At 45.9% G+C, this 25,785-nt stretch carries 26 protein-coding genes and 1 other annotated feature; of the genes, 6 read left to right on the top strand and 20 right to left on the bottom strand.

Translation table 11 applies throughout. The annotated features are described in order from the left end of the window. Positions 1-173: 173 nt before the first annotated feature. The 7 genes from groL to MKX41_RS29575 all read right to left on the bottom strand — a co-directional run bounded on the left by groL (position 174) and on the right by MKX41_RS29575 (position 5,576). On the bottom strand, positions 174-1,802 hold the full coding sequence (gene groL, locus MKX41_RS29605; protein ID WP_042185277.1) for a chaperonin GroEL: 1,629 nt from the start codon (positions 1,800-1,802) through the stop codon (positions 174-176). Positions 1,803-1,880: 78 nt separating this feature from the next. Continuing rightward, positions 1,881-2,162, bottom strand: coding sequence for a co-chaperone GroES (gene groES, locus MKX41_RS29600; RefSeq protein ID WP_036676506.1), 282 nt, complete (start codon positions 2,160-2,162; stop codon positions 1,881-1,883). A 438-nt stretch (positions 2,163-2,600) separates the two neighbouring features. Then, positions 2,601-3,368, bottom strand: coding sequence for a twin-arginine translocase subunit TatC (gene tatC, locus MKX41_RS29595; protein WP_076284144.1), 768 nt, complete (start codon positions 3,366-3,368; stop codon positions 2,601-2,603). Positions 3,369-3,518: 150 nt separating this feature from the next. Continuing rightward, positions 3,519-3,761 (bottom strand): twin-arginine translocase TatA/TatE family subunit, encoded by a 243-nt coding sequence (locus tag MKX41_RS29590; protein WP_042185275.1) that lies wholly within the window; start codon positions 3,759-3,761, stop codon positions 3,519-3,521. 137 nt (positions 3,762-3,898) lie between these two features. Then, complete coding sequence (locus MKX41_RS29585) at positions 3,899-4,384, bottom strand: MogA/MoaB family molybdenum cofactor biosynthesis protein (protein WP_020429419.1); 486 nt, start codon at positions 4,382-4,384, stop codon at positions 3,899-3,901. A gap of 79 nt (positions 4,385-4,463) precedes the next feature. Next, positions 4,464-4,937: a cyclic pyranopterin monophosphate synthase MoaC gene (moaC, locus tag MKX41_RS29580; protein WP_042185273.1), complete on the bottom strand. Its 474-nt coding sequence runs from the start codon at positions 4,935-4,937 to the stop codon at positions 4,464-4,466. Positions 4,938-4,940: 3 nt separating this feature from the next. After that, a complete protein-coding gene (locus MKX41_RS29575) occupies positions 4,941-5,576 on the bottom strand; it encodes a 5-formyltetrahydrofolate cyclo-ligase (protein ID WP_042185271.1) in 636 nt (211 codons plus the stop codon). A 244-nt stretch (positions 5,577-5,820) separates the two neighbouring features. On the opposite strand from MKX41_RS29575, the gene MKX41_RS29570 reads away from it, so the two are divergent. Further along, entirely contained in the window at positions 5,821-7,761 is a 1,941-nt protein-coding gene (locus MKX41_RS29570) for an ABC-F family ATP-binding cassette domain-containing protein (protein WP_076299165.1), read from the top strand. Positions 7,762-8,167: 406 nt separating this feature from the next. Here MKX41_RS29570 and MKX41_RS29565 read toward each other — a convergent pair whose 3' ends face one another. The 7 genes from MKX41_RS29565 to MKX41_RS29535 all read right to left on the bottom strand — a co-directional run bounded on the left by MKX41_RS29565 (position 8,168) and on the right by MKX41_RS29535 (position 14,102). After that, positions 8,168-9,703, bottom strand: coding sequence for a 2-isopropylmalate synthase (locus MKX41_RS29565; protein ID WP_042185267.1), 1,536 nt, complete (start codon positions 9,701-9,703; stop codon positions 8,168-8,170). A 238-nt stretch (positions 9,704-9,941) separates the two neighbouring features. Continuing rightward, positions 9,942-10,223 (bottom strand) — a binding site (T-box leader). A 387-nt stretch (positions 10,224-10,610) separates the two neighbouring features. Then, positions 10,611-11,660: a tRNA (adenosine(37)-N6)-threonylcarbamoyltransferase complex transferase subunit TsaD gene (gene tsaD / locus MKX41_RS29560; protein ID WP_340974327.1), complete on the bottom strand. Its 1,050-nt coding sequence runs from the start codon at positions 11,658-11,660 to the stop codon at positions 10,611-10,613. Next, complete coding sequence (rimI, locus tag MKX41_RS29555) at positions 11,657-12,181, bottom strand: ribosomal protein S18-alanine N-acetyltransferase (protein ID WP_042185263.1); 525 nt, start codon at positions 12,179-12,181, stop codon at positions 11,657-11,659. The genes tsaD and rimI overlap by 4 nt, the downstream gene beginning before the upstream one ends. Continuing rightward, entirely contained in the window at positions 12,178-13,014 is an 837-nt protein-coding gene (tsaB, locus tag MKX41_RS29550) for a tRNA (adenosine(37)-N6)-threonylcarbamoyltransferase complex dimerization subunit type 1 TsaB (RefSeq protein ID WP_340974324.1), read from the bottom strand. Before tsaB ends, rimI begins: the two co-directional genes overlap by 4 nt. 5 nt (positions 13,015-13,019) lie before the next feature. Continuing rightward, a complete protein-coding gene (tsaE, locus tag MKX41_RS29545) occupies positions 13,020-13,502 on the bottom strand; it encodes a tRNA (adenosine(37)-N6)-threonylcarbamoyltransferase complex ATPase subunit type 1 TsaE (RefSeq protein WP_042185258.1) in 483 nt (160 codons plus the stop codon). A gap of 212 nt (positions 13,503-13,714) precedes the next feature. Beyond that, positions 13,715-13,900: an H-type small acid-soluble spore protein gene (locus tag MKX41_RS29540; RefSeq protein WP_042193364.1), complete on the bottom strand. Its 186-nt coding sequence runs from the start codon at positions 13,898-13,900 to the stop codon at positions 13,715-13,717. A 31-nt stretch (positions 13,901-13,931) separates the two neighbouring features. Further along, positions 13,932-14,102 carry a hypothetical protein gene (locus MKX41_RS29535; protein WP_340974322.1) on the bottom strand — a complete coding sequence of 57 codons (171 nt, stop codon included), beginning with the start codon at positions 14,100-14,102 and terminating at the stop codon, positions 13,932-13,934. Between the two features lie 139 nt (positions 14,103-14,241). On the opposite strand from MKX41_RS29535, the gene ku reads away from it, so the two are divergent. Further along, positions 14,242-15,207, top strand: coding sequence for a non-homologous end joining protein Ku (gene ku / locus MKX41_RS29530; protein WP_340974320.1), 966 nt, complete (start codon positions 14,242-14,244; stop codon positions 15,205-15,207). 12 nt (positions 15,208-15,219) lie between these two features. After that, on the top strand, positions 15,220-16,167 hold the full coding sequence (locus MKX41_RS29525; protein WP_339269052.1) for an ATP-dependent DNA ligase: 948 nt from the start codon (positions 15,220-15,222) through the stop codon (positions 16,165-16,167). 47 nt (positions 16,168-16,214) lie between these two features. Here MKX41_RS29525 and MKX41_RS29520 read toward each other — a convergent pair whose 3' ends face one another. The 4 genes from MKX41_RS29520 to MKX41_RS29505 form a co-directional block, all read right to left on the bottom strand. Then, positions 16,215-17,021 (bottom strand): hypothetical protein, encoded by an 807-nt coding sequence (locus MKX41_RS29520; protein ID WP_340974318.1) that lies wholly within the window; start codon positions 17,019-17,021, stop codon positions 16,215-16,217. A 29-nt stretch (positions 17,022-17,050) separates the two neighbouring features. After that, positions 17,051-17,866 carry a hypothetical protein gene (locus MKX41_RS29515; RefSeq protein ID WP_076283923.1) on the bottom strand — a complete coding sequence of 272 codons (816 nt, stop codon included), beginning with the start codon at positions 17,864-17,866 and terminating at the stop codon, positions 17,051-17,053. A 594-nt stretch (positions 17,867-18,460) separates the two neighbouring features. Further along, a complete protein-coding gene (locus MKX41_RS29510) occupies positions 18,461-19,645 on the bottom strand; it encodes a hypothetical protein (RefSeq protein ID WP_340974317.1) in 1,185 nt (394 codons plus the stop codon). Beyond that, positions 19,609-20,190 (bottom strand): RNA polymerase sigma factor, encoded by a 582-nt coding sequence (locus MKX41_RS29505; protein ID WP_445164927.1) that lies wholly within the window; start codon positions 20,188-20,190, stop codon positions 19,609-19,611. The genes MKX41_RS29510 and MKX41_RS29505 overlap by 37 nt, the downstream gene beginning before the upstream one ends. A gap of 143 nt (positions 20,191-20,333) precedes the next feature. On the opposite strand from MKX41_RS29505, the gene ligD reads away from it, so the two are divergent. Beyond that, positions 20,334-21,218, top strand: a complete 885-nt coding sequence (ligD, locus tag MKX41_RS29500; RefSeq protein ID WP_149646489.1) for a non-homologous end-joining DNA ligase — start codon at positions 20,334-20,336, stop codon at positions 21,216-21,218. A 237-nt stretch (positions 21,219-21,455) separates the two neighbouring features. On the opposite strand, the gene MKX41_RS29495 is transcribed toward ligD, so the two are convergent. Together MKX41_RS29495 and cls are read right to left on the bottom strand one after the other, a co-directional pair. After that, the gene (locus tag MKX41_RS29495; protein WP_231573468.1) at positions 21,456-22,295 is read right to left on the bottom strand and encodes a YitT family protein; all 840 of its coding nucleotides are present in this window, start codon (positions 22,293-22,295) and stop codon (positions 21,456-21,458) included. 240 nt (positions 22,296-22,535) lie between these two features. After that, a complete protein-coding gene (gene cls / locus MKX41_RS29490; protein ID WP_339800823.1) occupies positions 22,536-23,966 on the bottom strand; it encodes a cardiolipin synthase in 1,431 nt (476 codons plus the stop codon). A 208-nt stretch (positions 23,967-24,174) separates the two neighbouring features. Here cls and MKX41_RS29485 point away from each other — a divergent pair, with 208 nt between their 5' ends. Continuing rightward, complete coding sequence (locus tag MKX41_RS29485; protein ID WP_340974315.1) at positions 24,175-25,293, top strand: peptidoglycan DD-metalloendopeptidase family protein; 1,119 nt, start codon at positions 24,175-24,177, stop codon at positions 25,291-25,293. 40 nt (positions 25,294-25,333) lie between these two features. Then, positions 25,334-25,783, top strand: coding sequence for a bactofilin family protein (locus tag MKX41_RS29480; RefSeq protein WP_340974312.1), 450 nt, complete (start codon positions 25,334-25,336; stop codon positions 25,781-25,783). Positions 25,784-25,785: the final 2 nt, after the last annotated feature.

Below are 25,785 nucleotides of genomic sequence, written 5' to 3'. Positions count from 1 at the left end.
ATTATAATTTAATCCAATATGAACAAGATGTCTAACCAGATATTTGACGATCTAAAAAAGAGGCTTCTCACAAAGTTCAAATTGAACTCGTGAGAAGCCTCTTTTTATTCATTGTGGTCAAACGGCGTTTCTCTTGCGGGAAACCCTCGATGTTACAGGCTTTACAGCCTATATTACATCATGCCGCCCATACCACCCATGCCGCCCATATCAGGCATACCTGGTTTTTCTGGTTCTGGCTTGTCAGCAATTACTGCTTCAGTAGTCAAGAACATAGCAGCTACGGATGCAGCATTTTGAAGCGCGGAACGAGTTACTTTAGCAGGGTCAACGATACCTGCTTCGAACATGTTCACCCACTCGCCAGTAGCAGCGTTGTAGCCGATGCCGATAGCTTCTTTTTTCAAGCGATCCACGATAACGGATCCTTCTTGACCAGCGTTAGCTGCAATGGTACGAACTGGTTCTTCGAGCGCGCGAAGCACGATGTTAACGCCTGTTTTCTCGTCGCCAGTTACATCTACAGCAGCAACAGCATTATATACGTTCACAAGAGCTGTACCACCACCAGAAACGATACCTTCTTCAACCGCAGCGCGAGTTGCGTTCAGGGCGTCTTCGATGCGAAGTTTACGCTCTTTCAATTCAGTTTCAGTTGCAGCGCCAACTTTGACAACGGCTACGCCGCCAGCCAATTTAGCCAAACGCTCTTGCAATTTTTCTTTGTCGAACTCGGAAGTTGTTTCTTCCAGTTGAGCACGAATTTGGCTTACGCGAGCATTGATGTCCGCTTTGTCGCCGCTTCCGTCTACGATTGTTGTGTTTTCTTTAGTTACGCGTACTTGACGTGCGTTACCCAGTTGTTCAATGGAAGTGCTCTTCAGATCAAGACCGAGCTTCTCAGTGATCACTTGACCACCAGTCAGGGCAGCGATATCTTGCAGCATAGCTTCGCGGCGGTCGCCAAAGCCAGGAGCTTTAACAGCGACAGCGTTGAATGTTCCACGCAGTTTGTTCACGATCAACATTGCTTGTGCTTCGCCTTCGATATCTTCAGCGATAATAACAAGCGGTCTAGCTTGTTGAACGATTTTTTCAAGCAATGGAAGGATTTCTTGAGTGCTGCTGATTTTTTTATCAGTGATCAAGATGTATGGGTTCTCCAGAACAGCTTCCATTTTGTCCGTATCAGTAATCATGTACGGGGAAATGTAACCGCGGTCGAACTGCATACCTTCTACGACTTCAAGTTCAGTAGCGAATCCACGGGATTCTTCAACAGTGATAACACCGTCTTTACCTACTTTTTCCATAGCTTCAGCAATCAATTGGCCCACTTCTTCGTCAGCAGCAGAGATAGCAGCTACTTGAGCGATAGCTTGGGAATCTTCGATTGGCTTAGCGATTTTTTGCAATTCTTCAACTGCTGCACGAACTGCTTTGTCGATCCCTTTGCGAATAACCATTGGGTTAGCACCTGCAGTTACGTTCTTCAGACCTTCACGGATCATAGCTTGTGCCAGAACCGTTGCAGTTGTAGTACCGTCACCGGCTACATCGTTAGTCTTAGTAGCAACTTCTTTAACCAGTTGAGCACCCATGTTCTCGAATGCATCTTCAAGTTCGATTTCTTTAGCGATAGTTACACCATCGTTAGTGATAAGCGGGCTACCAAATTTCTTCTCAAGTACCACGTTGCGACCTTTTGGTCCAAGTGTAACTTTTACCGCATTTGCCAAAGCATCTACACCGCGCAACATAGAGCGGCGTGCTTCTTCACTAAATTTAATTTCTTTAGCCATTGTGTAATTACCTCCTAGAATTTTTTGTATATCACGTTACTTTAAGTAGTTTAGATTTAGCTTATAATCGACTCTCGCTTAGTCAAGAATCGCGTGAATGTCGCTTTCTTTCATAATCAAATATTCTTTACCTTCGTATTTGATTTCTGTTCCTGCATATTTAGAGAAAAGAACACGGTCGCCTTCTTTTACTTCGAGCGCTACACGTACTCCATCTTTCAAAGCTCCGCTACCTACTGCAATAATAGTTCCTTCTTGTGGCTTTTCTTTCGAGGAGTCCGGAAGCACAATCCCGAATGAAGTGGTTTCCTCCTGCTCGCTCGGTAGCACCAATACGCGTTCACCTAAAGGTTTGATCATGAAAAAATAGCCTCCTTTAAAATTATGTTATTTTGCTTCAAAACATAGTTTAGAACTTACCTGTCTTACTTCAAAATCTCTGGTGTTTATGAAAAATATCAATTGGACGCTATGAATATCTGGTCCATCTCATATTTTCCATAAGCATTAGCACTCGACAGCTTGTAGTGCTAACAACAATTTTTATGATACTCAACTTGAGCCCGGATTTCAAGTCCTTTTACACAAATTCGCATTTGTTTTCGTAAAAAATAACGTTTCACTGGTTGTCCTAGGCACACACTCTATACATTCTATCCACAGGGTGTGAAAATATGCGTATGATTTCAGTAGTCTCAACTGTACCACCTACGCCCGAACATTTCAAAAAACGGGGGTTTAAAACAAAAGAACTGTCTCTTTCGTAGAAAAATCTACTTAGTGACAGCCCTCTTATCATCATTCCTCACTCTTGGTGTACTGAGCTTCCCTTCCCGCATCCGCAGCAAGCTGTTTGCGATAGACGAAGGCGGACAGGAATACGCTGAACTCATACAACACAAGCAGTGGGATCGTCACCAGAAAGTCTGAGATGAAGTCCGGAGGAGTGATGACTACAGCAATAAAGACAAGCGTGAAATAAGCGTATCGACGCATTTTACGCAAGCGTATCGGGTTAAGAACCCTCAGTTTGGTCAGAAACATCACCAACAGCGGTAGCTCAAACAACAGCGCTAAAGGTAGCACCAGACTGAACATGAAGTTGAAATATTGCGCAATTCCGTAGGTCTCTTCCAGTCCCATACTCCGGGTGATAGAGATTGTGAACGAAAGCGCCATTGGAAATACAACATAATAAGCAAAAGAAAGTCCGATTAGAAAAAGAACAAAAACATAGGGTACATAACGTAGTGTTGCACTACGCTCTTCCGGTCGTAAGCCCGGACTAATAAACGCCCACAACTGATAAGCAATAAAAGGAACTGAAATGACTAATGAAACCGCCATTGCGATCTTCATATACATTCCGATACCATCCCAGAATGAGAACGCATGCAGAACAAACCCTTGCGCTAGATCTGTACTAATTAAATAATCATAGATTGGCTTGGCACAGAACAGCCCCCCTACCAATCCCAAAACAAATACAATCAGCACATAAATAATCCGTTTACGCAGCTCGGTGAGATGATCCACCACCGACATTTCTTCCGATTCGAGAGACATCCTGACACCATCCCATGACAAGAATAGAAACACCACACCGACTTTATGTATAGCTGTGCCCGTTTCTGCAGAAAGCAGCAACCAAATTGAAAAAGGGACATCTCCTAAGTCTATTAGACTTGAGAGATTGCCCCATTGTTAAATCTTTTATTATTCCGGCAGGCGTTTGTCCTGAGGAATATCTGCAGCGACCGTCTGCGGGGCCGTCGGCACAGGAGCTTCGCTCTTCTTCACCGGATCACCATCACCAATGATTTCACGTGCGCCTTCTTTAAATTCACGGAAGGTTCGTCCAACTGCGCGGCCTAACTCTGGCAGTTTATTCGGTCCAAAGAGGAGCAGTGCCAGTATAACCAACAAGATAATACCCGGAGTACCAATTCCACTAAACATTATTATTCCTCCTTGTCCGTCTATCCGATCATGGTATCGATTACGATAATCTAATAATACCATAACTTATGTCACAGTTACATCCACTATCTTCTATAAATAGTTTATCCTTGTGACGTGACAAGAATATGACAATGTTATTGGCGGTATTGGCCAGTTACCATGAGTAACGCTTCAGGTAGTTGATCCATAATGGCTGCTAAATTCTCATGAACACCCTTCGGTGTGCCCGGTAAGTTGACAATCAACGTGCGTCCACGAATGCCGCATATCCCGCGGAACAGCATCACCGCACGGTTTTTTTGCATCACCGTACTTCGCATCGCCTCAGAAAGTCCAGGCACTTCCCGTTCGATTACACGCCGGGTTGCCTCTGGAGTCACATCACGTATCGCTAAATCCGTACCTCCGGTAGTCAATACCAGATCTGCTTGAAAATAATCTGTGAGTTCTATCAAAGCTGCGATAATCTCATCTTGTTCATCGGGCACGATCCGATATTCAACGATCTCGCCTCCAAGTTCCTCTTCCACCAGCTCCCGAATAACCTGGGCGCTCGTGTCTTCCCGTTCGCCCCTGGCCCCTTTATCGCTGGCCGTTAGGATTGCTGTTTTCCACGCCATAGGTTTGTCCTCCCTCTCTATGTATAATTGGCTGTACAGTGCAGCCCACTTGCTTCAGCGCATCGAACGTCAGCTCTGATCATGGTTCAAGCGCGTAATCTCCATTCTTGCCCCCACTTTTAGATACTAAGAGCGTTGGTCCGATAATCATGTCCTTCTGAAGAGCCTTGCACATGTCGTACACCGTTAGTGCTGAGGCAGAAACAGCGGTCAATGCCTCCATTTCAACTCCGGTCTTTCCGGTAGTATGGACTGTTGCTTCTATATAAAGTTCATCTTCGCTGTTATCGGAGAAGCGGATGTCAATACCGGTAAGTGGGAGCGGATGGCACATCGGAATCCAGTCAGACGTCTTCTTGGCCGCCATAATTCCAGCGATCTGCGCAACGGCAAGTACGTCTCCTTTACTGATCTTGCCTTCCTTGATGGCACTAAGCGTCTCAGTTGCCATCTTGATCTTACTCCGCGCGACAGCTGTCCGCTTCGTAATCTCCTTTTCGCTCACATCCACCATACGAGCTCTTCCCTGCTCGTTAAAATGGGTCAATTCCACGACTCACTCTCCTTTTCGGCAGTGCACTATGCCATTTTCAGTAATCAGCATGTCCATAAAGGCATCATGCTCATCCATGGGCACTTTCGGAACCAGTTGCATACCAAAGGCTAGCCCGATCCAGACAGGGGGCTTCGCAGCAGCATACTCTTCCGTCTCCCATGACGCACGCAATCGATCATAGTATCCTCGGCCGTAACCAAGCCTGCCTCCCTGAAGATCAAAAGCCAGCCCCGGAACAAACACAACATCCGGTAGTGTAACAACTTCAATCTCTTGTGAATCTTTGCCGGATACAATAGGTTCATGGATACCATACGCCCCCGGCTCAAGCTCACTCCAAGCGTTTACCATATGGACACTCATTGCACCACTTGCCGGAATGACACGCGGCAGCAGTACCCTACGCTGGTCCTTCCACGCCTGTGTAAGAAGCGCGTTGGTATCGAGTTCAGAACGGAAAGATACATAGGCCATCAGTGAGGCTATGTCTTTCGTCTTCAGCCACTCTGATGCATGCTTGCAGACCAGAAAAGACAATTCCCTTCTCTGGTCCGAGGAGAGCTCGTTTCGGGCGATGGTCTTCTCAGTTCTTAGTTGTTGCTTTGCTTTGGAGATCACCGACTCCTTGCTTGACATCGTCGGCCACCCCCATATATTTATCCCAAGCTTATCCTTGTTTGTAAATCCAGTTTACCACTCTTCTCCCCGGTTCGCCAAGGTGGATAGGACTGTGTTTCTGGGCCAGGTCGTTATTCTCTGCTTCCGATATATCGAGCTCTCGCTTGGGAAACGCTTTTCATGTAAACTATAGAATAAGTTGTTCATACGGCTGAGGTATAAATGCCAAGGCGAAATATGCAAGGGTGGAGGTTTCATCGTTATGCTTCTTCAAGCGACAGGAATTACAAAATCATATGGTATACAGAACGTACTAGACGGCATAAGCCTTCAGGTAAATGAAAAGGAACGTGTCGGACTCGTGGGTGTTAATGGTGCCGGCAAATCTACTTTTCTGCAAATTCTGGCTGGTGAAATGTCCTATGACAGCGGTCAAATTCATAAATCAAAAGAAACTACTATCGGGTATTTAGCCCAAAATAGCGGACTTCAATCTGACAAAACCATTCATGAAGAAATGATGGCAGTTTTCGCACCTTTGATCGAAGCCGAGGCTGAGCTAAGAGAGATGGAAGTAAGCATTGCCGATCCTAAGCTGGCAGAGGACCCAAAACGGTACGAAGAACTGCTCGAAAGATATGCCCGCCGATCAGATTGGTTCAAGGACCACGGCGGTTATGAAATGAATACACGAATCCGCAGTGTCCTGCACGGCATGGGCTTCGGCGAGTTCCCACCGGATACACCTATCTCCACACTTAGTGGTGGCCAGAAGACTAGACTCGCATTAGCCCGCATTTTGCTTCAGGCTCCCGATCTTCTAATGCTGGATGAGCCGACGAACCATCTGGATATCGAAACATTAACATGGCTTGAGGATTATCTTCGCAGTTATGCTGGCGGAATTCTGGTCGTATCTCATGACCGTTATTTCCTTGATCGGCTTGTAACTACTATTGTAGAGATCGAGCGTCATCAATCTCGGCGTTATACAGGCAATTACAGCCGATATGTAGATTTGAAGGCTGCCGAATATGAAGCACGGATGAAGCAGTATGAGAAACAGCAAGATGAAATCACAAGAATGGAAGATTTCGTTCAGAAAAATATTGTGCGAGCATCTACCACGAAACGTGCGCAGAGCAGACGCAAAGCGCTTGAGAAGATGGACCGTATTGATCGACCGATGGGCGATCTGAAGAAAGCCAGCTTCTCCTTCGAGCCGGACTTCATGTCTGGTAAAGAAGTGCTGCAAGTCCGTAATGTTGCGGTTGCTTTTAATGATGGTCCACCTTTGTTCAAGGACGCTTCTTTCGAACTGCGCCGGGGAGAAACTGCTGCACTCATCGGTCCCAATGGTATCGGCAAATCTACACTGCTGCAGTGTATGACCGGAACCCGCGAGCCTTCAACTGGAACTGTGAATTGGGGGACTAAGGTAAAGGTCGCTTATTATGATCAGGAACAGACCCGCCTCAATCCAAAGAACACAGTAATGGAAGAGCTATGGAGTGAATATCCAATGATTGAGGAAGCCAGAATCCGTACGATCCTTGGCAACTTCCTCTTCAGCGGTGAAGATGTTCTTAAGAAGATATCCGCGCTGAGCGGCGGCGAAAAAGCACGCGTTGCATTATCAAAGCTCATGTTGCGCGGCGCAAATATGCTCATCCTAGATGAGCCAACCAACCATTTGGATTTAGTCAGTCGTGAGGTTCTAGAATCAGCTTTAATTGATTTTGAGGGCACATTGCTCTTCATTTCTCATGACCGTTATTTTCTCAATAAAATGGCTGAACGGGTGCTTGAGCTTCATCCCGAGGGGATCGATCAATACCTTGGCAACTACGATGACTATATCGAGAAAAAACGAGAATTAGAAGAAATTGCGAAAGATGCCGCTGAATTAGCCGCCAAAAACGTCAACAAGGATGCTGCAGTTCCTGAAAAAAACGCTGTTTCCTCCTTCGAAGCGGACAAGCAAGCCAAGCGTGAAGAGCGTAACCGGAAGCGGCGTATTGCTGAGCTAGAGGAAGGCATTGCCTCACTAGAAGAGTCGATCGCTTTTATAGAGAATGAAATGACTAAACCTGAAGTTTATCAGGATTATTTAGCACTTCAAGGTCATGAAGAGGATCTGAAGAACAAAAAAACTCAGCTTACCGATTTATTTAACGAATGGGAAATCCTTGCTGACGAATAATGTAAAATCCGCTTCATAAATATTTTTTCATATTTCTTATTTTGTTCATAAAGAGTTATCCACAGCTCTATGCACAGGTTTCGTGTATAACTCCCTACTAAAAAAGCCCCTTAGGGGCTTTTTTTATGCGTTAAATCGGTATTTTCGAATTACAGGAATTATTATCCACCGAATTATCCACATTATCCACAATTCACACAAGGTTTCATTGCTAACAAAAATGGTTATAAGGCCATTTTAAAAAGAGCTGACATTGCTGATTTTACGCACTTTTTACACAATTCGTAGAGAATATGTGGATAACGTTGTCCACAACTTGACAAAAGACATAACCCCACCTAAAACCTGTCATCAAAAGCTAAAAAAGAACCCGCCATCTCTAAATCAGACAGCGGGTCGATGTATATTAAACGATTTGTGTAGAGAGCAGGGCAGCGTTACAGGCTGCAATATAGGCAATCCCTGCTGCCATGATAATATCTTGATGCGTAGCTGTGCCTCTAAATTTAAGACCTTCCCACTCTACCATCACAGCCGCCTCCGCCTGGGCGTTCTCTCCACTTCCAAGTGAATGCAGCTCAAGTCCCGCAAAATCGATGTCCTCTGAGATGCCTTGCCCAATAGCAGCGATAATGGCTTCAAGCGGACCATCTCCAGTACTAGTATGAGAAGTTTCCTGTCCAGACTTCAAATGGCGAACCGTAACCGCGGCCACCCGGCGCTGAGCACTGCCTGCCAATACCTGAACCTCACCCAGTTCATAGACCTGAGCTTGCTGTCCAGTTGTACTGCTCACCATTTGCAGCAACTGGTCATCACTCACTACCTTTTGGCGATCAGCGGTCTCTTTAAACGATTCATAAAGTGCATCCAGCTCCGCAGGCTCCAGCGTAATACCATACTTCGCCGCCCGGTCCTTCAGCGCATGTCTGCCAGAATGCTTGCCCAGAATGATCATGCTACGCGGGATACCCAGCCGCTCTGGGTCCATAATCTCATAGGTGCTACGATCCTTCAGCAAACCATCCTGATGAATCCCTGACTCATGCTGGAAGGCATTTCTTCCGACGACTGGTTTGTTATAGGCGATTGGAAAATGCATCGCTCCGCTGATCAGCCGCGAAGTATCATACAGCTTATCAAGCACAATGCCTGTTTCTGCTCCAATCGCATCCCCGCGGGTTTCGAGCGCCATCACAAGCTCTTCCAGTGCGCAGTTCCCGGTACGCTCGCCGACTCCGTTCACAGTGACTTCGATCTGCGTCGCACCTCCATCAATTGCTGCCAGACTGTTGGCTACAGCCAGCCCCAAATCATTGTGACAGTGGGCACTGTAGCTTACCGTTTCTCCACCTCTTGCTCCTAGCCGCACACGTCGGAACATTTCCCCATATTCATGTGGCAATGCGTAACCGACCGTATCGGGCAGATTGATAATAGAAGCGCCCTCCTCAATAACAGCTTCAATCATTTCAATCAGATCATCGATTCCTGTTCGCGCAGCATCCATCGCCGTGAATTCAACGACATCAGAGAATTGACGCGCATAAGCCGTCATCTCGCGGGCTTTGGCTACGACTTCAGCTCTGCTCATACGCAATTGATGCTGCAAATGAATATCAGAAGAGGAGATGAACAGGTGAATCCGCCGGCGTTCAGCATCTTGGGTTGCCCGGACTGCCGCGTCAATATCCCCTTTAACCGCCCGTGCAAAACCGCAAATTTCCACATTTCGCACCTTACGAGAAATCGTCTGTACTGCTGCAAAATCACCAGGGCTCGATATCGGAAATCCAGGCTCCATCACATCAACACCCAGATCCGCAAGCTTATAGGCCAGCAGTATTTTTTGCTCTGGGGTTAGACTTGCACCCGGAGCCTGTTCACCATCTCGCAGAGTCGTATCGAAAATTTGTATACGTTTCTTTACTGGAATAATCATCTGAATTCCTCCTGTTTTCCTCTTATTAGATTCCTTACCCTAACCTATGCTTCAGCGCAGATCCACACGTCGACTTGTGGTCCTGCTAAATTCCCCACCCACTGCTGCCGGCAGCTGATACGAATGAATCCTCTCACAATTTGGAATGTGCAGAAGGTTCACTCTTGGCGTCTTATATAGCGCCTGAGTCCATAACCCGAGTCGCTTCAATAAGAACGCAAAAACCCGCCGTCTCTAATAAAGAGACGGCGGGTTACCCCTCCGCGGTACCACTCTTTTTGACGCATAGGCTATTCATATAATCAAGCCGTTAAGCTGCGTCCAGCTCTTCTTCCCGGTCCATCCTGAGGGAGTCAGGATATCTGGAAAGGTCCGATAACGGGGACAGCCGTAGGCAGCGTACTCTTATTTCCGCCGCTCCGCTCCCGGGCGAGATTCAAGACTTTCGGTGACTGCGTCGCACCACCCCGCAGCTCTCTGTTCACCGTCATTCCCTACTACTCCCGTTCTTAGCGTGTATTATATACATTCTCACTACTCAAAATCCATACAAAAAAGCCTGCCATCTCATTCAAGAGACGACAGGCTGTTAACCTTCGCGGTACCACTCTTGTTGATGCTCTGTACCGGTTAAGTTACTGCCGATTCCAATTGAACATCCACTTTACGGTCCAGTATTTAGATACTCGACCACCCTTTCACGGAGGTTACCCGTAGACGGTGTACGAACGTTCCGGCGACAATTGCCGGTAATGCTTCCACCGTTCCGCTCCCAGACGAGTTCAGGTCCCCTTCGACTGCGTCGCACCTACCCGCAGCTCTCTTATCCCAGAGTATCCTTACTACTTCCGCTCATCGCGTTTCCTTGTATAATTGAACTGATTATACTCGTTAGCTCCAAATGATGTCAATAGGCGGATACAGACCATTGTTCCAATGAGAATCCAGGGTCTGCTACCATATCCAGCGGAGTACCGCCATCATGCTGCCACTTCACGTATGCAGCAGCTCCAATCATAGCTGCATTATCCGTGCAGTATACCGGAGGTGGAATAATAAGCTCAATCCCCTCCGCTTCACAGCGTGAGATCAAAGCCGTGCGCAGGCCAGCATTAGCAGCAACACCTCCACACAGCAATAACTGCTTGGAGCTAGTAGCTTTAACAGCGCGTACCGCTTTTTCCACCAGCACCTCAACCACAGATTCTTGGAACCCGCGGGCAATGCCTGCGACATCTGGTGTGAGACCCTTCATCTTGCTCTGATTCACAACGTTCAGCACAGCCGACTTTAAGCCACTGAAGCTGAAATCATAAGAACCCGGCTCCAGCCATACTCTTGGTAACGGTACAACCTCAGTCGCCTCGCGGGCCAGACGATCCACATGAGGTCCACCGGGATAAGGGAATCCTAGTGCTCGTGCCACTTTATCATATGCTTCGCCTACGGCATCATCACGGGTGCGTCCGATAATTCGAAACTCACCCTCCCGCTCCATATGAACCAGTTCAGTATGTCCGCCGGACACCACTAGTGTCATGCATGGATACTGTAACTCTGCCACTAAACGGTTAGCATAAATATGCCCTGCAATATGATGTGTGCCAATTAGCGGCTTACCCCATGCGAGGGCAAGGCTCTTGGCAGCTACTACCCCGACAAGTAAAGCCCCCACCAAACCTGGGCCTTGTGTAACCGCCACCGCCGACAACTGATCTGGTGTAACCCCTGCTGTAGCGAGTGCTTCTTCTATCACCAGTGTAATTACTTCCACATGCTTACGGGAAGCTACTTCTGGTACTACGCCGCCGAAGGCGCGATGTGTCTCAATCTGACTCGAGATGATGTTGGATAACACTTCAGAGCCATCTTTGACTACAGCGACCGACGTTTCATCACAACTCGTCTCAATAGCAAGTATTAGTACAGGCTGAGCTGCGCCCGTTTCTGTCTTCATTTCAAGTCCACGCTTCCTTCCATATTCCCATGCTCCTCGTACTCTGGCAGATCCGCCCACATAATGAGCGCATCCTCACGATTATCGGAATAATATCCTTTGCGTGTGCCAGCAGATCGAAAGCCTTTTTTACGATATAAATTCTGTGCTACCTCGTTCGATACCCGTACCTCAAGCGTAATGGATTTCATCCCCACATAAGATGCCGTCTTCATAAGTTCTTCAAGCAGGCGCTCGCCCCATTTACGTCCACGATAGGCTTCAAGCAGGGCTATATTCGTCACATGCGCCTCATCCACGATGGCCCACATACCGGCATAACCGATAATATGACCTGCCAGCTCCATAACCATATATTTTGCAAAATGATTATGCGTCAGCTCGTTGCGAAAAGCTTCCTCTGTCCAAGGCATCGTGAAGGCTTCCCGTTCAATGATAAGAATGTCAGGAATATCCGTTAGCTTCATCAAACGAAAAACAAGTTCAGCCTCTTGAGCTATCATTGATTCCGCTTCCGTCATGGTTTCTTTAAGCCCCCTTCTCTGCTTAACCGCAGATTGGCCTCCGCTTCTGAGATCTGAGTATAGTTAGGGATCAAGCTATGGATATCATCTTTCTCTACCTGAAGCCGCGCTTCTCCAAGAAATCCTGTCCAGCGGCCTTCCATTTCATAAGGAACTGCAATAGGAACACCAAGATCCTTCAATGGACGAAGCGAATCCTCACTGCCATGAACTGCAGTCTCCCCAACAAACCAAAGAACAGCGGGCTTATTGCCTTCGACTGAAGCCTGTCCTAAACGTTCAGCTAAGTACTCCACCCAATCTGCCATCAGGCGGATGGCATCAGGTTCAAGACGGCTAGGAGCATTATTTCCCTCAGCTGCGAATAATCCTGTATACACCTGTCCTCGGCGCGCATCCATTAGTGGAATGATCCAATCAGGCCCGTAGCTGTTATTCTCGGTAGTTTGTTCCGACGCTTTGGTCATCACGTTATTCTTGAGGGCTGTTTGATATCCGCCCCATGCTACTGCATGTAGACTCGAAATACCGACCACTGGGACATCCCATGCCCATGCCAGCGTTTTGGCAGCGGTAACTGCGATACGCGTCCCCGTATACGATCCGGGACCCACACCAACAGAAATCCCGTCCAGCATTGCAGCAGTAGTTCCTGTTGCTTGCAGCGCCTGCTCAATGATCGGGAGTAAATGCACCGAATGATTCCGTTCTCCGGAAGCATTTATTTCATGCAGTAGTTCCCCATTCTCTGTAACTGCCACGCCTAATACTGCAGTTGATGTATCCAGCGCTAAAAGCCGCTTGCGCGGCTCTGTATTCTGATTCGTCATATTCCTTAACCCCACTTCTGGATCAGCTGCCGGCAAAGCTCACCATACGGCTCCCCGATTCCGGTCACCGTAATCATTCTTTCATCTGGCCCCACTGTTTCCATGTATATATGCATATGCCGCGGCGGCATTAAATCCGTAATAATACTGCTCCATTCCACCAAACAGACCCCTTGCCCGTAGAAATACTCATCAAGTCCAAGCTCGTCCGCTTCCTGAAGCGAAATCCGATATACATCCATATGATATAGGGGCAGACGGCCCTCGTACTCTTTAATAATTGTAAAAGTAGGACTGTTTACGATCCCCTTTACGCCGAGATGCCGAGCGTACCCTTGCGAGAATGCTGTTTTTCCTGCGCCCAGATCGCCGTCCAAACCGATAATCATCCCTGGTGTTGAAGCAGTAGCTAGAGCAGCTGCAAGCAACTCCGTATCCTGGAGGCTGTAAGAACGGTAAGTGAACACCGTTTCGTCTGTATTGTCCAACTACAACTACCACCTTTTAAAATATACCTGCCAAAAACCATTACTATTAATTATATCGGTATGCTCCATCCATCGCAACAACTGTCCCAATTCAATCTCCCATGCCAGTATGCCAACAATAGAAAAAGAGACCTCTACGCAAAAATAAGCATAAAGAGTCTCTTTTATAAAAGTGTAATTTAGCTTATCTCAGCTCTTTGAACAAACGCTTGTTAATGATCTTGCTCCTCTAACCGTTCAACGCCTACCGTATGCGTATTCGTTGGTCGAGAGCCCACTTGAACCGTAGCCATTCCGTTCTGTGCATCCACATGCTCAATCCATACAGGTTCTCCATCCAAATGTACACTTACCGTCTCTTTAGAAGCATAAATATCCTGTGCTCGTTTGACGTCCACCACTGTTCTCCTCCTTTATTTTACCTAAATCTCACGATTCTAATGGCGAAGTTTCTTCGAGGGTTGATTCCGCATCAAGCTTCTCCGAGTCCGAGACCTGACTTGCTTCCGATGGAGCTATAATGCTGTCCCAATCCACAACTGTCGCTGGAATATCCTGCTCGCTCAGCGCATCGATCCACTCGTTTCCACGCGGTTCCATGACTTAGTATTCTCCTCCTCAGCTTTATTAGCCTGATTTTATATTTTCCCATGCTTCACAAAAAATGCACCCGGCTAGAAAAGCCTTTCCTGCCTCATACTAACCCAAAGCAAATAACTTAGATCAGGAGGCGTTTCTCATGCATACCGTTTGGAAAGGAGCCATCAGCTTCGGGCTAGTGCATGTTCCGGTTAAAATGTTCTCCGCTACGGAAGACAAGGACATTTCTCTGCGTTATATCCATAAGGAATGCGGCAGCCCACTGTCGTATGTACGTAAATGTCCGGTGTGTGACAAAGAGGTGGCTTGGGAAGAAATCGGCAAGGGGTATGAATATGAAAAAGGGAAGTTTGTTCTATTCGACAAAGAGGAACTGGATCAATTGACCGACGAAAGCAGCAAAAGCATTACCATACTCGACTTTGTTGATCTGACGGAGATCGATCCAATTTATTTTCAAAAAACCTATTACTTATCTCCGGATCAGGCTGGTACAAATGCATATCGGCTTCTTATGGAGGCCATGCGTCAAACTGGTAAAATTGGCATCGCCAAAATATCGATTCGTTCAAAAAGCAGTCTGGCTGCTATTCGTGTGCTGGAGGATTGCCTCGCTATCGAGACTATTTTTTATCCTGATGAAGTGCGACCGGTCTCGCAAGTGCCTGGCCTGCCAGAAGCAGGGACGGTGAATGATAAAGAGCTGGATATGGCCAAGCTGCTCATTTCACAGCTATCCACGCCTTTTGATCCGGCAAAATATACCGATGATTATCGCCAGCGTATGCTTGATCTAATCTCACATAAAATTGCAGGCGAGGAATTTCATATCGCTCCTGCCAAACAGGAAAGCAATGTAATTGATCTAATGGCAGCATTACAGGCCAGTATTCAGGCTGTACAGCATATCCCTACAGATCCGGGTCCTTCATTAACAGGTACTAAGAAAACAAAAACTAAAGCGGCTCCGGCTGCCAAAAGAAAAACAGCCAAGTCTAAAGCAGCTGAGCCTGCTGATCAGCAAAACGAGGCTTCTGGAACTATTCCTGTCATTGCACCAAAACCGAAACGCCGTAGCCCAAAAAGTAAAACAACCGTATCTTAGGAGGCTCTGCTGATGAAGCTTCAGCCTATTATTCCTTTTGAACCCATACTGGCTGGGCAGCTTCCAGCAGGCAACCAGTGGATCGCACAGATTAAATGGGATGGCGTTCGTATGTTGTCCTATTACGACGGAAGCACTACTCAGCTTATTAACAGACGTGGCAACTATCGTACAGCGCAATATCCTGAGCTTACTGATGTATCTGCTTACTGCAAGGCTGATTCCGTTATTCTTGATGGTGAAATCATTGCACTCAAGGACGGCAAGCCCTCATTTCACGAAGTTATGCGGAGGGATAGCTTAAAGAATGGCTCCACCATTTCCGTCGTTAGGTATCAGGTTCCTGTCATTTATATGATTTTTGATATTCTGTTTTATAATGGCCAATCGACGATGGATCAGCCTTTATTCTCACGGCAGCAGCTGCTAAACGATATTCTGCTGCCGCATCCCCATGTACAGGCCGTACCCAGTTATACCGATCCCACAGAATTATTCGCCGCTGCTCAGAGTCAGAGCTTAGAGGGAATCGTCTGTAAGGATATCAACAGTACTTATGCTCCCGGTGGAAAAGATAAACGCTGGCAGAAACGCAAAATCATTTCTGATCTTACGGCAGTAGCCGGGGGTGTAACGTTCCGAGACGGCATCGTCAATGCGCTACTTCTTGGGCTGTATGATGATAAAGGGAATTTGCATTATATCGGACATGCCGGGCCAGGAAAATTGACTGTACAGGATAAACGCGACTTAACTGCAGAGGTACAGCATTTAAAAATAGATCAAATGCCCTTTACAGCTGATCCCCAGCGAGGGAAGGGTGCTTTTTGGATAAAACCGAAGCTTGTCTTCAAAGTTCATTTTTTGGAATGGAATACCTCAGGCACTCTTCGTCAGCCGGTTACTCAAGCTAGGGTAGATCTTCCTCCCGAATCATGTACTATGGAGCAAAAAGGATAAACTCTTTCCAAAAAAACGTCCTCCCGAATTTATCGAGAGGACGTTTCTTATTGCGCTGTAAGACTCGTTACAATGGTCTCCAGCTCTGCTTTTGTCTGCGCAGTATTTTTCGTATTCGTAAGCGTATAATCAATACTTCCATCCGCACTGGACCATACAAGCTGGACTTTTAGATCTCCATGGTGAGGACCAAACACCGTGTAAACTGCTTCAACCCCGTTGATGGTCAAATTTTCATCCTGGTCGCCAGGCAGCTGCGCTAAAGTAACCCCTTCCGGAAGCGTATATGCTGGAGCTGATTTTAGATTCAATCTCTCCCCATTTCGCAGATAAGTGATAGAAGTTTCTGTATCGCTCCACTTTAAGCTTTGTGAGATTACTTTTTTACCAGCAGCTTGTGCTTTAGCTTTTACCTGATCTCTGAGGGTTTTATACTCTGTACTGAAAAACTTCGGAAGCACTGGATTTAAAATGACATCCTGTAGCTTATATTCGTCTGGTAGAGCAGCGGGTATCAGGAGTGAATTCCCAGTTAATGAAGATAGCTTCTGTGCTGCTTCGTTTATAGAGCTGAATCTGTATGGCATATAGCTTACACTCAAATCTTCCTCTGGATTAGATTTTTTGTCATTAACATAGAGAGCCTTAATTTCTCCCGTTTGTAGGGGAACAGCATATTCTTTGGCAATCAAATCCTTAATCGTTGGCGATACCGGTGGTGATTTCTGCTCAACTGGAACCGTACCTTTGCTTTTATTATTGCTCCCTGCAGGCACTGCGCCTGCTGTTCCACTTACCGCGCTCATTAACACTAGCAGACTCAAAACCGTGATAGCCGCACTTTTTTTAATCATCTTTATAATATCCTCCTTTAACCCCTTGGTTATTTGATCATGCTTTTAGCTACAGCCAACATTTCATTTGTCGTCAGTTTACTGACCCGATTGTCTGAAAGGGTATATTGTATCGCGCCTGATTTATCCAGCCACACTAGCTTAGTGTTGAAACTTGCTTCTTTAGCCGAATCGGTTGTAAGAATTACTTTCCTACCGTTGACCGTCAGTTCTTTCTTAGTTTCCGAAGCTCGTACAAAAGGCACCGCTCCTTCGGGAAGTTTGGCGGGCGGCACTCCAGTTACAATGCTAAAATTGGCTTTTCCTTTGGCATACAGCTGCATAGACAAGTTCGTCTGGCTCCAGCTGATGATCTTGCTAAACAACTGTTTGTTGGGATCACCTGCCGCCGCTGCTGCCTTTAGTTCCTGCTCTAATTGCAAATACAGCTCTGAATCGTTTGCTACAGACGGTGGATAAATGATGGCTGTCGCCAGAGCAAAGCCCTTAGGAAGATTTCCAGGCTGTGGTGTAGCTGGACCCTTCAACGCTTTGAATTTAGCAGCAAAGGATTTGTAGTCTTTAAAAACAAATCCTTTGCCAGAGAAGCTGATCGTATCCTGAGGGTTAGAGACTTTGTCACGTACGTAGTAGGCCAAGTACGTCCCTTCCTTCAATCCCGCTACCAGGGCCTGCAGTTCCTTCTGGAGCTTCTGATCGGTTGGTACTGCAGTCTGCTGCCCAGAGGCAGCTGCGACCGAAAGAAACAAGCCAGGCGCAACCCCACTTACAACTACTCCTGTTCCTAACAAGGTTGCTGCCGAGAGCGCGATCAGTGTTTTTTTGAGTTCATCATTTAGCTTCAATTTCTAACATCCTCTCCTTCTAATAGGGTGAATGTAAGCTCACCCTGTTTTCAACTACACTTCTATAACACTCCAGCATGAGAAAAAGGGACTTTTTCTCACAAAAAAAGAGGCCGCCCCAAGCAACCATCATGGCTTTTGGGACAGCCTCTTTTTTTGTTCTTAATATTACAAGTGACGCGCCAAGTGATGCAATATGTGAAGCACCTATAGAGTAATTGGGGAATTTCTCCCTAAAATTCAGCGATTTCTGTTCATCGGACTTATAATTAGGGAAAACTTCCCTGAAATTTGGCCTATTCGGCAATGAATAAAGAAATTCATATGATTATTAGGGAGGAATTCCCTGATTTCGTTCATTTAGAGCGAATATCGGTTATTTTTAGGGAGTTTTTCCCTAATTAGTTTAAAGCACGTAAATCACACATAGCATATCGCCCCAACCAGTAACATAGAACACTACGCGTGGCATATCGTCACATGGCACAGTAAAATCCATTACTTTTCCTATTCCATAAAAAAAGCTGCCTCCCAAGTAGATTTCACTACTTTTGAGAGACAGCTTCTCATATTGTACGGATAGAACAACAGTAACTAGCGAATAAAACTATTGGCAATCACTTGCCATTGTTCACGGGTTAAACTGTTATTCAATCCATCATTTAGACTACGAATCGTCTGGCTGGATTCATCATACCAATACAAACGATTCTGGGAAGACCAAGTCTGCTCCCCCTTCTCTGTACTCGCAGCGATAAAAACTGCTTCTTTACCAGTACCTGTCACAGACCATTTTTCGGCAGTCTGACCTTCCAAGATAGACACTTGCGTTATACCACCCATATAGGCGCTCTGACTTAAGGATAGTTCAATTGTTTGATCCTCCTTATGGTAGGAAACCTCAGCACTCTCTATGGCATTCACAGCGATCTTCTCCATAAACAGCTTTTGGCCTGTTTTATCGACCTTTGCTTTTTTTTGAAATTGTTCAAGCATTTCTTTATATTCCTTGTCTATCGGCCAGTAAGGAGGAGCGGCTTTAAAAGTGGCGTACTCAAATTCATAACCATTAGCGAGTATGGAAGGCAGCTCGGGCCAGAAATCGCCAGTCCCTTTTAATTCTTTTACGAAATCTTGATATTTAGAATACACCGGAGAACTGAAAGCGAACTGCAATTGATTTCCATAGCCTAAACCTTTGGCCAACTTAGTAAACTCAGTATCATTCACATAATAAGCAGCCATTTCTCCAGCATTCAAGTGAGCAAGCACCTGCTCTTTATAAGTCGCTAATAAACTCAGATACTTCTCTATCGCAGGAGAGGTCGAAGGAATAGGGGTATTATAGTGCACCGTCTGTACAATAGCCTTCCCTCCGCTGTTCACTAGCGTAATAGCTCCATCCGGAGGCTTGGTGATATCAATTGTAGACTGGCTACCATGCTCCGTTAAACCTCCAAGTCCAGACAGCTGAAGGGCACCAAATCCGATCATCCCCAGCAATATAGCTGCGGAGACCCCTGAGAGAATTCTTTTCCTAAATTTAGATGGAAGCGGGATAGTCTTCTCTTGCATCTGCATAACGGGATCTCCCGGTTCTCCGAATGACTCCAGCTCGTCTCTGAGGTTCGTCATTTCTCCGTCCATCGTTTTCTGTTGATCATGAATTGCCCTTACCCGATTCATAACTGCTGCTTTTACATCTAGTTCGTCGCAGTTCCCCAATGCGTCCATTTTCTTTATCATTTTCTCTTCAACACAGCTTCGTTGCCCCACCATTCCGTCCCCCCTTTTTGAGCATTCATCATTTTGCCAAGCTTCGTAATCGTACGCCTGTATTTCTTCTTCACAGCATCAGTATTCTTATCGAGGATCTCCGCAATCTCCGGGAAGCTCTGTTCCTCAAAGATTCGCAGAACTAACAGATTTCGTTCATCTAATTTCAATTTCAAGAGGGCAAAGGTGAGATGTTCGTTAAATATGTAACGGTCCATCAACTGTTCCGGGCTTTCTGCAGGAGGATCCGGTTGAAAAAGCGCCATAATCTTCAAATGTCTTTGACGTTTGCGGATCAGGCTGAGGCAATGATGATAGGCAATTTTATATAGCCAAGAAGAAAAGCTCGTGATAGGGCGATATGTGCCTATGTGCTGATATGCCTTCACTAGAATATCCTGTACCGCATCCTCCGCTTCTGTTCGACTCCCAAGCAGCCGGCAGCAATAGCGGTAAATCGGCTTTTGAAACGCTTCGACGATAAGGGCATAGGACTCTACCTCGCCTGCCTGTACCCGAACGACGGTGTGTTCGATCCCGTCCAAAATCAGCAAACTCCCCTTTCACATAACCGTATAACCTTATAACTCTTATGATCATCCAAAAGGGACACTTTGGAAATATTTTTTTCATGAAAAGGAACAGACTGGCACATAATACCCTCATTCCTATAACAGAGAGGAGGTTCAGGATGCCAGCAGCCATCAAAGGCACAATTACTGTAGACGGCCAAGAGATAACCATCACCAACCCAGAGAAGCTGCTATGGCCGGATTGCGGGATTACGAAGCGGATCTATCTGGAAAAGCTCGCCGCCCTCTCTCCCTACCTGCTGCGTTATTGTCGAGATCGGCTGCTAACCGTAATACGTTATCCGCACGGTATCTCTGGAATGTCCTTTTATCAGAAAAATGCACCTGATCCTCTTCCAGCCTTTGTCCAGACCGCTGTTCACGAGAATATTAACTATATTAAGCTGCAAGGTTTACCTGAGCTGATCTGGCTGGGTAATCTGGCTGCTTTGGAGTTTCATCCTTCTTTGCATTATGTAGGTAGCGAGCTGCCTTGTGAATGGATGATTGATCTAGACCCGTCACGTGAGGTCGAGCCCCGTATCATGGAAGCAACTGCAATCGTAGGGACGGTCCTAACCTCCCTTGGTTTATCCTCTGTGCCCAAAACCTCCGGGGCTACCGGGGTACAGATCATCGTGCCTATCGAGACTGGCGTTACTTTTGATGGATTGCGAAAAATCGGACACTTTGTGGGTCGTTATGTTACTGAAAAGCACCCCGATTTATTCACCTTGGAGCGTCTGAAGAAGAATCGGGGAGATAAAATCTATTTTGACTACCTCCAGCATTACAGTGGCAAAACATTAGCTGCACCTTACACACCACGTGCCAGGCCGCTTGCTACAGTATCCACACCATTGCTCTGGAAAGAGGTTCAGCAGAACGTATCTCCTACTGATTTTCATCTGCTCAATATTGAGGAACGCCTGCAACAGATGGGAGATCTTTTGGAAAAAGTGCCACCTCAGCCCGTCAAACAACTCATTGCTAAGCTTCCATAGGGATGGAATGCCACGAATAATGAGCCCCAAAACAGCAATAAGCCCGCAGCATCATTTCATGCTACGGGCTTATCAGGCGTCCCACTCAAGGACAGAAGGTATATTGTATAAGAATACGGCATATCGAGTCTTGTTCACCGTATTTATTGCTCCATTATTCGTAAAAATACCTTCTTTCAGTTAATAGTACTAAAGTGCCAAGCTAAAACGCCTGCGGCGTCCTTTTAGGATGGTAAGCTAATGAATTGCTTTCTTCTTGAAACGGCCACCTTTAACATCATGAATGTTACCTATTGCGATGAATGCACCAGTATCCCAATCCTCAACAATGGATTTAAGCTTAGCTTCTTCCAAACGGGTGATAACCACGAAGATCACTTTCTTATTCTCCCCGGAAAATCCGCCTTCTCCATCTAAATAAGTAACACCACGTCCAAGACGTTCCGTCAAGGCTTCACCGATATCACGGAATTTATCACTAATAATCCATACCGATTTCGACTGATCCAGACCCTCAAGTGTAATGTCAATTACCTTGAATGCAATGTAATAAGCAATTAGTGAGAACATCGCATTATTCCAACCGAACACAAATCCAGCTCCGGATAAGATGAACAGGTTGAAGAACATAACAACTTCACCTACAGAGAAGGGAAGCTTCTTGGCTACTAGAATCGCAACAATTTCTGTACCATCTAGAGATCCGCCAAAACGTACAACTAGCCCTACACCTACACCAAGAATGATCCCCCCAAAAACGGCAGCAAGCATTGGCTCAACCGTAAAAGCATTCACATGATGCAACATTGAAGTACCAATAGACATAAGCACAATTGCATATAAGGTAGATAAGGCAAAGGTCTTACCGATTTGCTTATACCCGATTAACAAGAACGGAAGGTTTAACAGCGTCAATAAAATCCCCAGAGGAATGTCGAATAGATGTGATAAAATAATGGAGATACCGGTAATCCCACCATCAATCATTTGATTCGGTACGAGGAATATCTCAAGTGCAACAGCCATCATTGCTGCCCCAATGGATAACATGATCATTCGCTGCGCGAACTTAGCCATTTTATGTGTTCCGGTCTTCTGCAGCTTGTTCTTTTCCTCTTTGGCAATCATTTGTGGACTCACATTCATAGAACTCCCCCTACAATTTAACAGTATAGTGTTGAAACATTCGGAAGTATAATTATAATCTATACTTTCTTACATTTCTTCTTATACAATTATTATATCACAAAATAAGCCCTAATAATGAATGGAACACGTTATATCCTTCGAAAAATTCAGATTTAGTCCTCTTTCCGCTCATAATAGCGGAGATAACAACTGACACAGCCCTTCACCGAGTTTGACAATTCGCCCTCTCTCCTTAAACTTTACAGGATCAATAAATTCACTGTGCTTTTGATCCTTCTCAAACCCTGTGACTAGAGGGGATATAGCATCAGGATGTAGCAGCACAGCAGTCAATTCAAAGTTAGAATAAAAGCTGCGCATATCCAGATTTGCACTCCCCACTGTAGCGAGCAGATTATCGATAATCATGATTTTGGCATGCATAAATCCTTTAGTATAGCGGTAGAATTTCACTCCAGCGTCTTGTAAATTTTCTAAATAAGACAAAGAAGCATGATAGACAAGCACATTATCAGGCTTCGCAGGAATGATAATTCTTACATCCACTCCACGAAGTACTGCACTTTTCAAGGCCCGGCAGATGGCAGGATCAGGAATAAAATACGGTGAAGTAATCCAAATCCGCTGTTTAGCTGCACATAAGGCGGCAAAATACATCTCTTGAGAGGCGTCCATTGCAGCATCCGGACCACTCCCTACAATCTGCACGGCTTCTTGTGACTCACAATTATGTTTTGGGAACAGACGCGGATGGCTTGTGCTTTCGCCAGAGGCCAATCTCCAATCCTTTAAGAAGACATACTGAATATAATATACTGAGTCTCCTTCGAGACGCAGATGGGTATCACGCCAGTATCCCATTTTGAGATCCTTCCCCAAATAATCATCCCCTATATTCATTCCACCCGTGAAGCCAACGAGGCCATCTACCACCAGGATCTTCCGATGATTACGGAAATTAAAACGACGGTCTAACAGAGAACTAATCGGAGGTAAAAAAAAGTGGAACTCCACCCCAGCATTTCTCATCGTTCGAATAAACCTACGACTTAATTTATGACTGCCCAGACCATCACAAAGCAAGCGTACTTTAACGCCCTGTCGCGCCTTCCGAATCATAACATCTTGAAATTGCTCACCGATCTCATCATCACGATAAATATAAAATTCCATATGTATATGTTCTTTCGCTTCTTCCATAGCTTCCAGCATAGCATCATACGCTTCTCTCGCAGATGATAATACCCTGCTCTTGTTATGACCAGTAATTGGTCCTTCTGCGATCTTAGAAAGCAAACCCAATAGACCCTTATTATTCTCAAACTGAGCGTTCCCACTCTCAGTAACATCCTTTACTACCTTAATATTGCCAGAGACATGCGAACGAATTTCACGAAATAGTGTAGTACATCTTTTGTTTAATTTTCGATTCTGTCTATAATCACGGCCCAGAAAATAATAGAATGCCAGACCCAGCGGCGGACAACAGAATGAAATGAACAACCACGCCAAAGCCCTTTGCGGGCGACGAAACTCCATAAATACAATTACTGCGACCTGAATAATAAAAAGACTTAGAATTATCGCAAAAATCTTCAATTCCCTACCCCCTTCATTAATAAAACAGTTACCAATAGACTCGCTGCGACGATTCTATTACTGGTTTTGCCGTAACTCTCTTTCTTTATTCAAACAAACCGTTGTCATGTTCCTGAAAGATATGGAATACATAGAGTAGTAAGACAATTCGGGATGAGCCTAATGCAAGTAAGGTCGTTAGCTTCGTGTATCGTAAGGCGGCTGCCATATGCCGCAGAAAGGAGAAGCCATGAAGAGTCAGCCAGATCATAACCGGATTACGCTGCTCGTCGTAAGGGATGCCGGACGCCCAGTCAAACAACTCCAGATCTCCAAGCCACTTGCGTTCGCCCTGCCGGCAGCAGCAGCCCTGTCCCTCTCCAGTCTGGTCACCTCTATGCATTTCCATGCCTCGCAGTCGATCTCACAACTGGAAGCTGAGGCAGCCGCACTATCACTAACCAATCTCCGCATGGAAATGAAGGTCGCTGACAAGGATAAGGATCTAATGCAGCTTCGTACTCAAGTCAGCGAGCTATCAGAAGAGGCAGATAATATTAAAGACAAGCTGAAGAGTGTAAATGCGCTGGAACAGGAGTTGCAGTCTTTGATTAACAAAAGCAAAGGCTCCGCCGCTGAAACAAAAGAATCAAAAAAGGGATCAACCGCTTCAAACTCAACCTTAGGCTTATCGAGCCGTAACGCTGTGCCAATCCCAAATGAGACATCTTCTAAAGCTACAATCACATCACAGGTAGGCGGAGAATATATCGCGTCTTATCAGAACGAATCGCTGAATCTAGTGGAGGAAACAAAAGACGATTTCGAAGAGATCCACGGTATGCTCGATGAAATGGTGGAAAGTATTACTCAAACTATCACTCTGGCGGAGCATGCGAATAACGTTCAAGCAAATCAACAGGCAAAAAAAGCTCAAGCTGAAAAAGCCAGACTAAATGCAGCGGTACTCTGGCCAACCGATTCTAGGGTCATCTCCTCAAGCTTCGGCTACCGAACAGATCCTTTCAAAGGCTTATCCGCATTCCATTCAGGTGTCGATATTGCCGGGAACTTAGGCGATCCTGTATATGCCGCCTTAGACGGGGAGGTCGTTACCTCCGAGCAGATGGGTGCGAGAGGCAAGTATGTCGTGATCAAGCATTCGAACGGGCTTGAAACCTGGTATATGCATCTGCAGGCAATGAATGTATCTGCGGGAGACAAGGTTAATAAGGGGCAGAAGATCGGCTTGCTTGGAAACACTGGTCGAAGCACAGGACCTCATCTTCATTTCCAGGTAGTGAAGCAGAATAAAACTGTGGATCCATTGGATTATGTTAAACCCTAAACGTTAATGTAAAAATATATGAAATAGGAGGAATATATACATGTGGAATAAGCGGCAGCAGCGTGCCTCTATCAAGTCTACTGACTCTCTGATTGGGCATGGGGGTACGCTCGAGGGTAAAGTACATTGCGATACGAACCTGAGGATTGAAGGTACCTTTAGCGGAGAAATTATATGCAGTGGTGTAGTCACTGTAGGTGAGGAAGGCACGGTGCGCTCCAGTATTAGAGCAGAAGAGATCGTTATCGCTGGTAAAGTATATGGAGATGTTACCGCAGACCGTAGGCTCATTATGACCGGTACTGGCGAGCTGCACGGTAATATTTCTGCAGGAGCACTCAGTATTATGGAAGGCAGCCTGCTTAATGGGTCCATCGCCATGCAAGAACAGCCCACCTCTGAACAAGCAGGTGAGCTCAAAAGTAGTACGAAAAAGGACAAGACAGCAAAACGTTCCTCCAAAGCAGAAGAAACGCTTGAAGCCGGTTAATC

Source organism: Paenibacillus sp. FSL R5-0475 (genome assembly GCF_038004585.1).
GTDB lineage: Bacteria > Bacillota > Bacilli > Paenibacillales > Paenibacillaceae > Paenibacillus_AQ.
The sequence above is the reverse complement of the archived record's forward strand: the minus strand, read 5'-3'. Positions and strand labels throughout refer to the sequence as shown.

What these genes read in the sequence shown, in the direction of transcription:
- groL (WP_042185277.1), bottom strand. Translation starts at nt 1,802, where the DNA reads ATGGCTAAAGAAATTAAATTTAGTGAAGAAGCACGCCGCTCTATGTTG.
- groES (WP_036676506.1), bottom strand. Translation starts at nt 2,162, where the DNA reads ATGATCAAACCTTTAGGTGAACGCGTATTGGTGCTACCGAGCGAGCAG.
- tatC (WP_076284144.1), bottom strand. Translation starts at nt 3,368, where the DNA reads ATGTCTCTCGAATCGGAAGAAATGTCGGTGGTGGATCATCTCACCGAG.
- MKX41_RS29590 (WP_042185275.1), bottom strand. Translation starts at nt 3,761, where the DNA reads ATGTTTAGTGGAATTGGTACTCCGGGTATTATCTTGTTGGTTATACTG.
- MKX41_RS29585 (WP_020429419.1), bottom strand. Translation starts at nt 4,384, where the DNA reads ATGGCGTGGAAAACAGCAATCCTAACGGCCAGCGATAAAGGGGCCAGG.
- MKX41_RS29575 (WP_042185271.1), bottom strand. Translation starts at nt 5,576, where the DNA reads ATGTCAAGCAAGGAGTCGGTGATCTCCAAAGCAAAGCAACAACTAAGA.
- MKX41_RS29570 (WP_076299165.1), top strand. Translation starts at nt 5,821, where the DNA reads ATGCTTCTTCAAGCGACAGGAATTACAAAATCATATGGTATACAGAAC.
- MKX41_RS29565 (WP_042185267.1), bottom strand. Translation starts at nt 9,703, where the DNA reads ATGATTATTCCAGTAAAGAAACGTATACAAATTTTCGATACGACTCTG.
- tsaD (WP_340974327.1), bottom strand. Translation starts at nt 11,660, where the DNA reads ATGAAGACAGAAACGGGCGCAGCTCAGCCTGTACTAATACTTGCTATT.
- rimI (WP_042185263.1), bottom strand. Translation starts at nt 12,181, where the DNA reads ATGACGGAAGCGGAATCAATGATAGCTCAAGAGGCTGAACTTGTTTTT.
- tsaB (WP_340974324.1), bottom strand. Translation starts at nt 13,014, where the DNA reads ATGACGAATCAGAATACAGAGCCGCGCAAGCGGCTTTTAGCGCTGGAT.
- MKX41_RS29535 (WP_340974322.1), bottom strand. Translation starts at nt 14,102, where the DNA reads ATGGAACCGCGTGGAAACGAGTGGATCGATGCGCTGAGCGAGCAGGAT.
- ku (WP_340974320.1), top strand. Translation starts at nt 14,242, where the DNA reads ATGCATACCGTTTGGAAAGGAGCCATCAGCTTCGGGCTAGTGCATGTT.
- MKX41_RS29525 (WP_339269052.1), top strand. Translation starts at nt 15,220, where the DNA reads ATGAAGCTTCAGCCTATTATTCCTTTTGAACCCATACTGGCTGGGCAG.
- MKX41_RS29520 (WP_340974318.1), bottom strand. Translation starts at nt 17,021, where the DNA reads ATGATTAAAAAAAGTGCGGCTATCACGGTTTTGAGTCTGCTAGTGTTA.
- MKX41_RS29510 (WP_340974317.1), bottom strand. Translation starts at nt 19,645, where the DNA reads ATGGTGGGGCAACGAAGCTGTGTTGAAGAGAAAATGATAAAGAAAATG.
- ligD (WP_149646489.1), top strand. Translation starts at nt 20,334, where the DNA reads ATGCCAGCAGCCATCAAAGGCACAATTACTGTAGACGGCCAAGAGATA.
- MKX41_RS29495 (WP_231573468.1), bottom strand. Translation starts at nt 22,295, where the DNA reads ATGGCTAAGTTCGCGCAGCGAATGATCATGTTATCCATTGGGGCAGCA.
- MKX41_RS29485 (WP_340974315.1), top strand. Translation starts at nt 24,175, where the DNA reads ATGCCGCAGAAAGGAGAAGCCATGAAGAGTCAGCCAGATCATAACCGG.
- MKX41_RS29480 (WP_340974312.1), top strand. Translation starts at nt 25,334, where the DNA reads ATGTGGAATAAGCGGCAGCAGCGTGCCTCTATCAAGTCTACTGACTCT.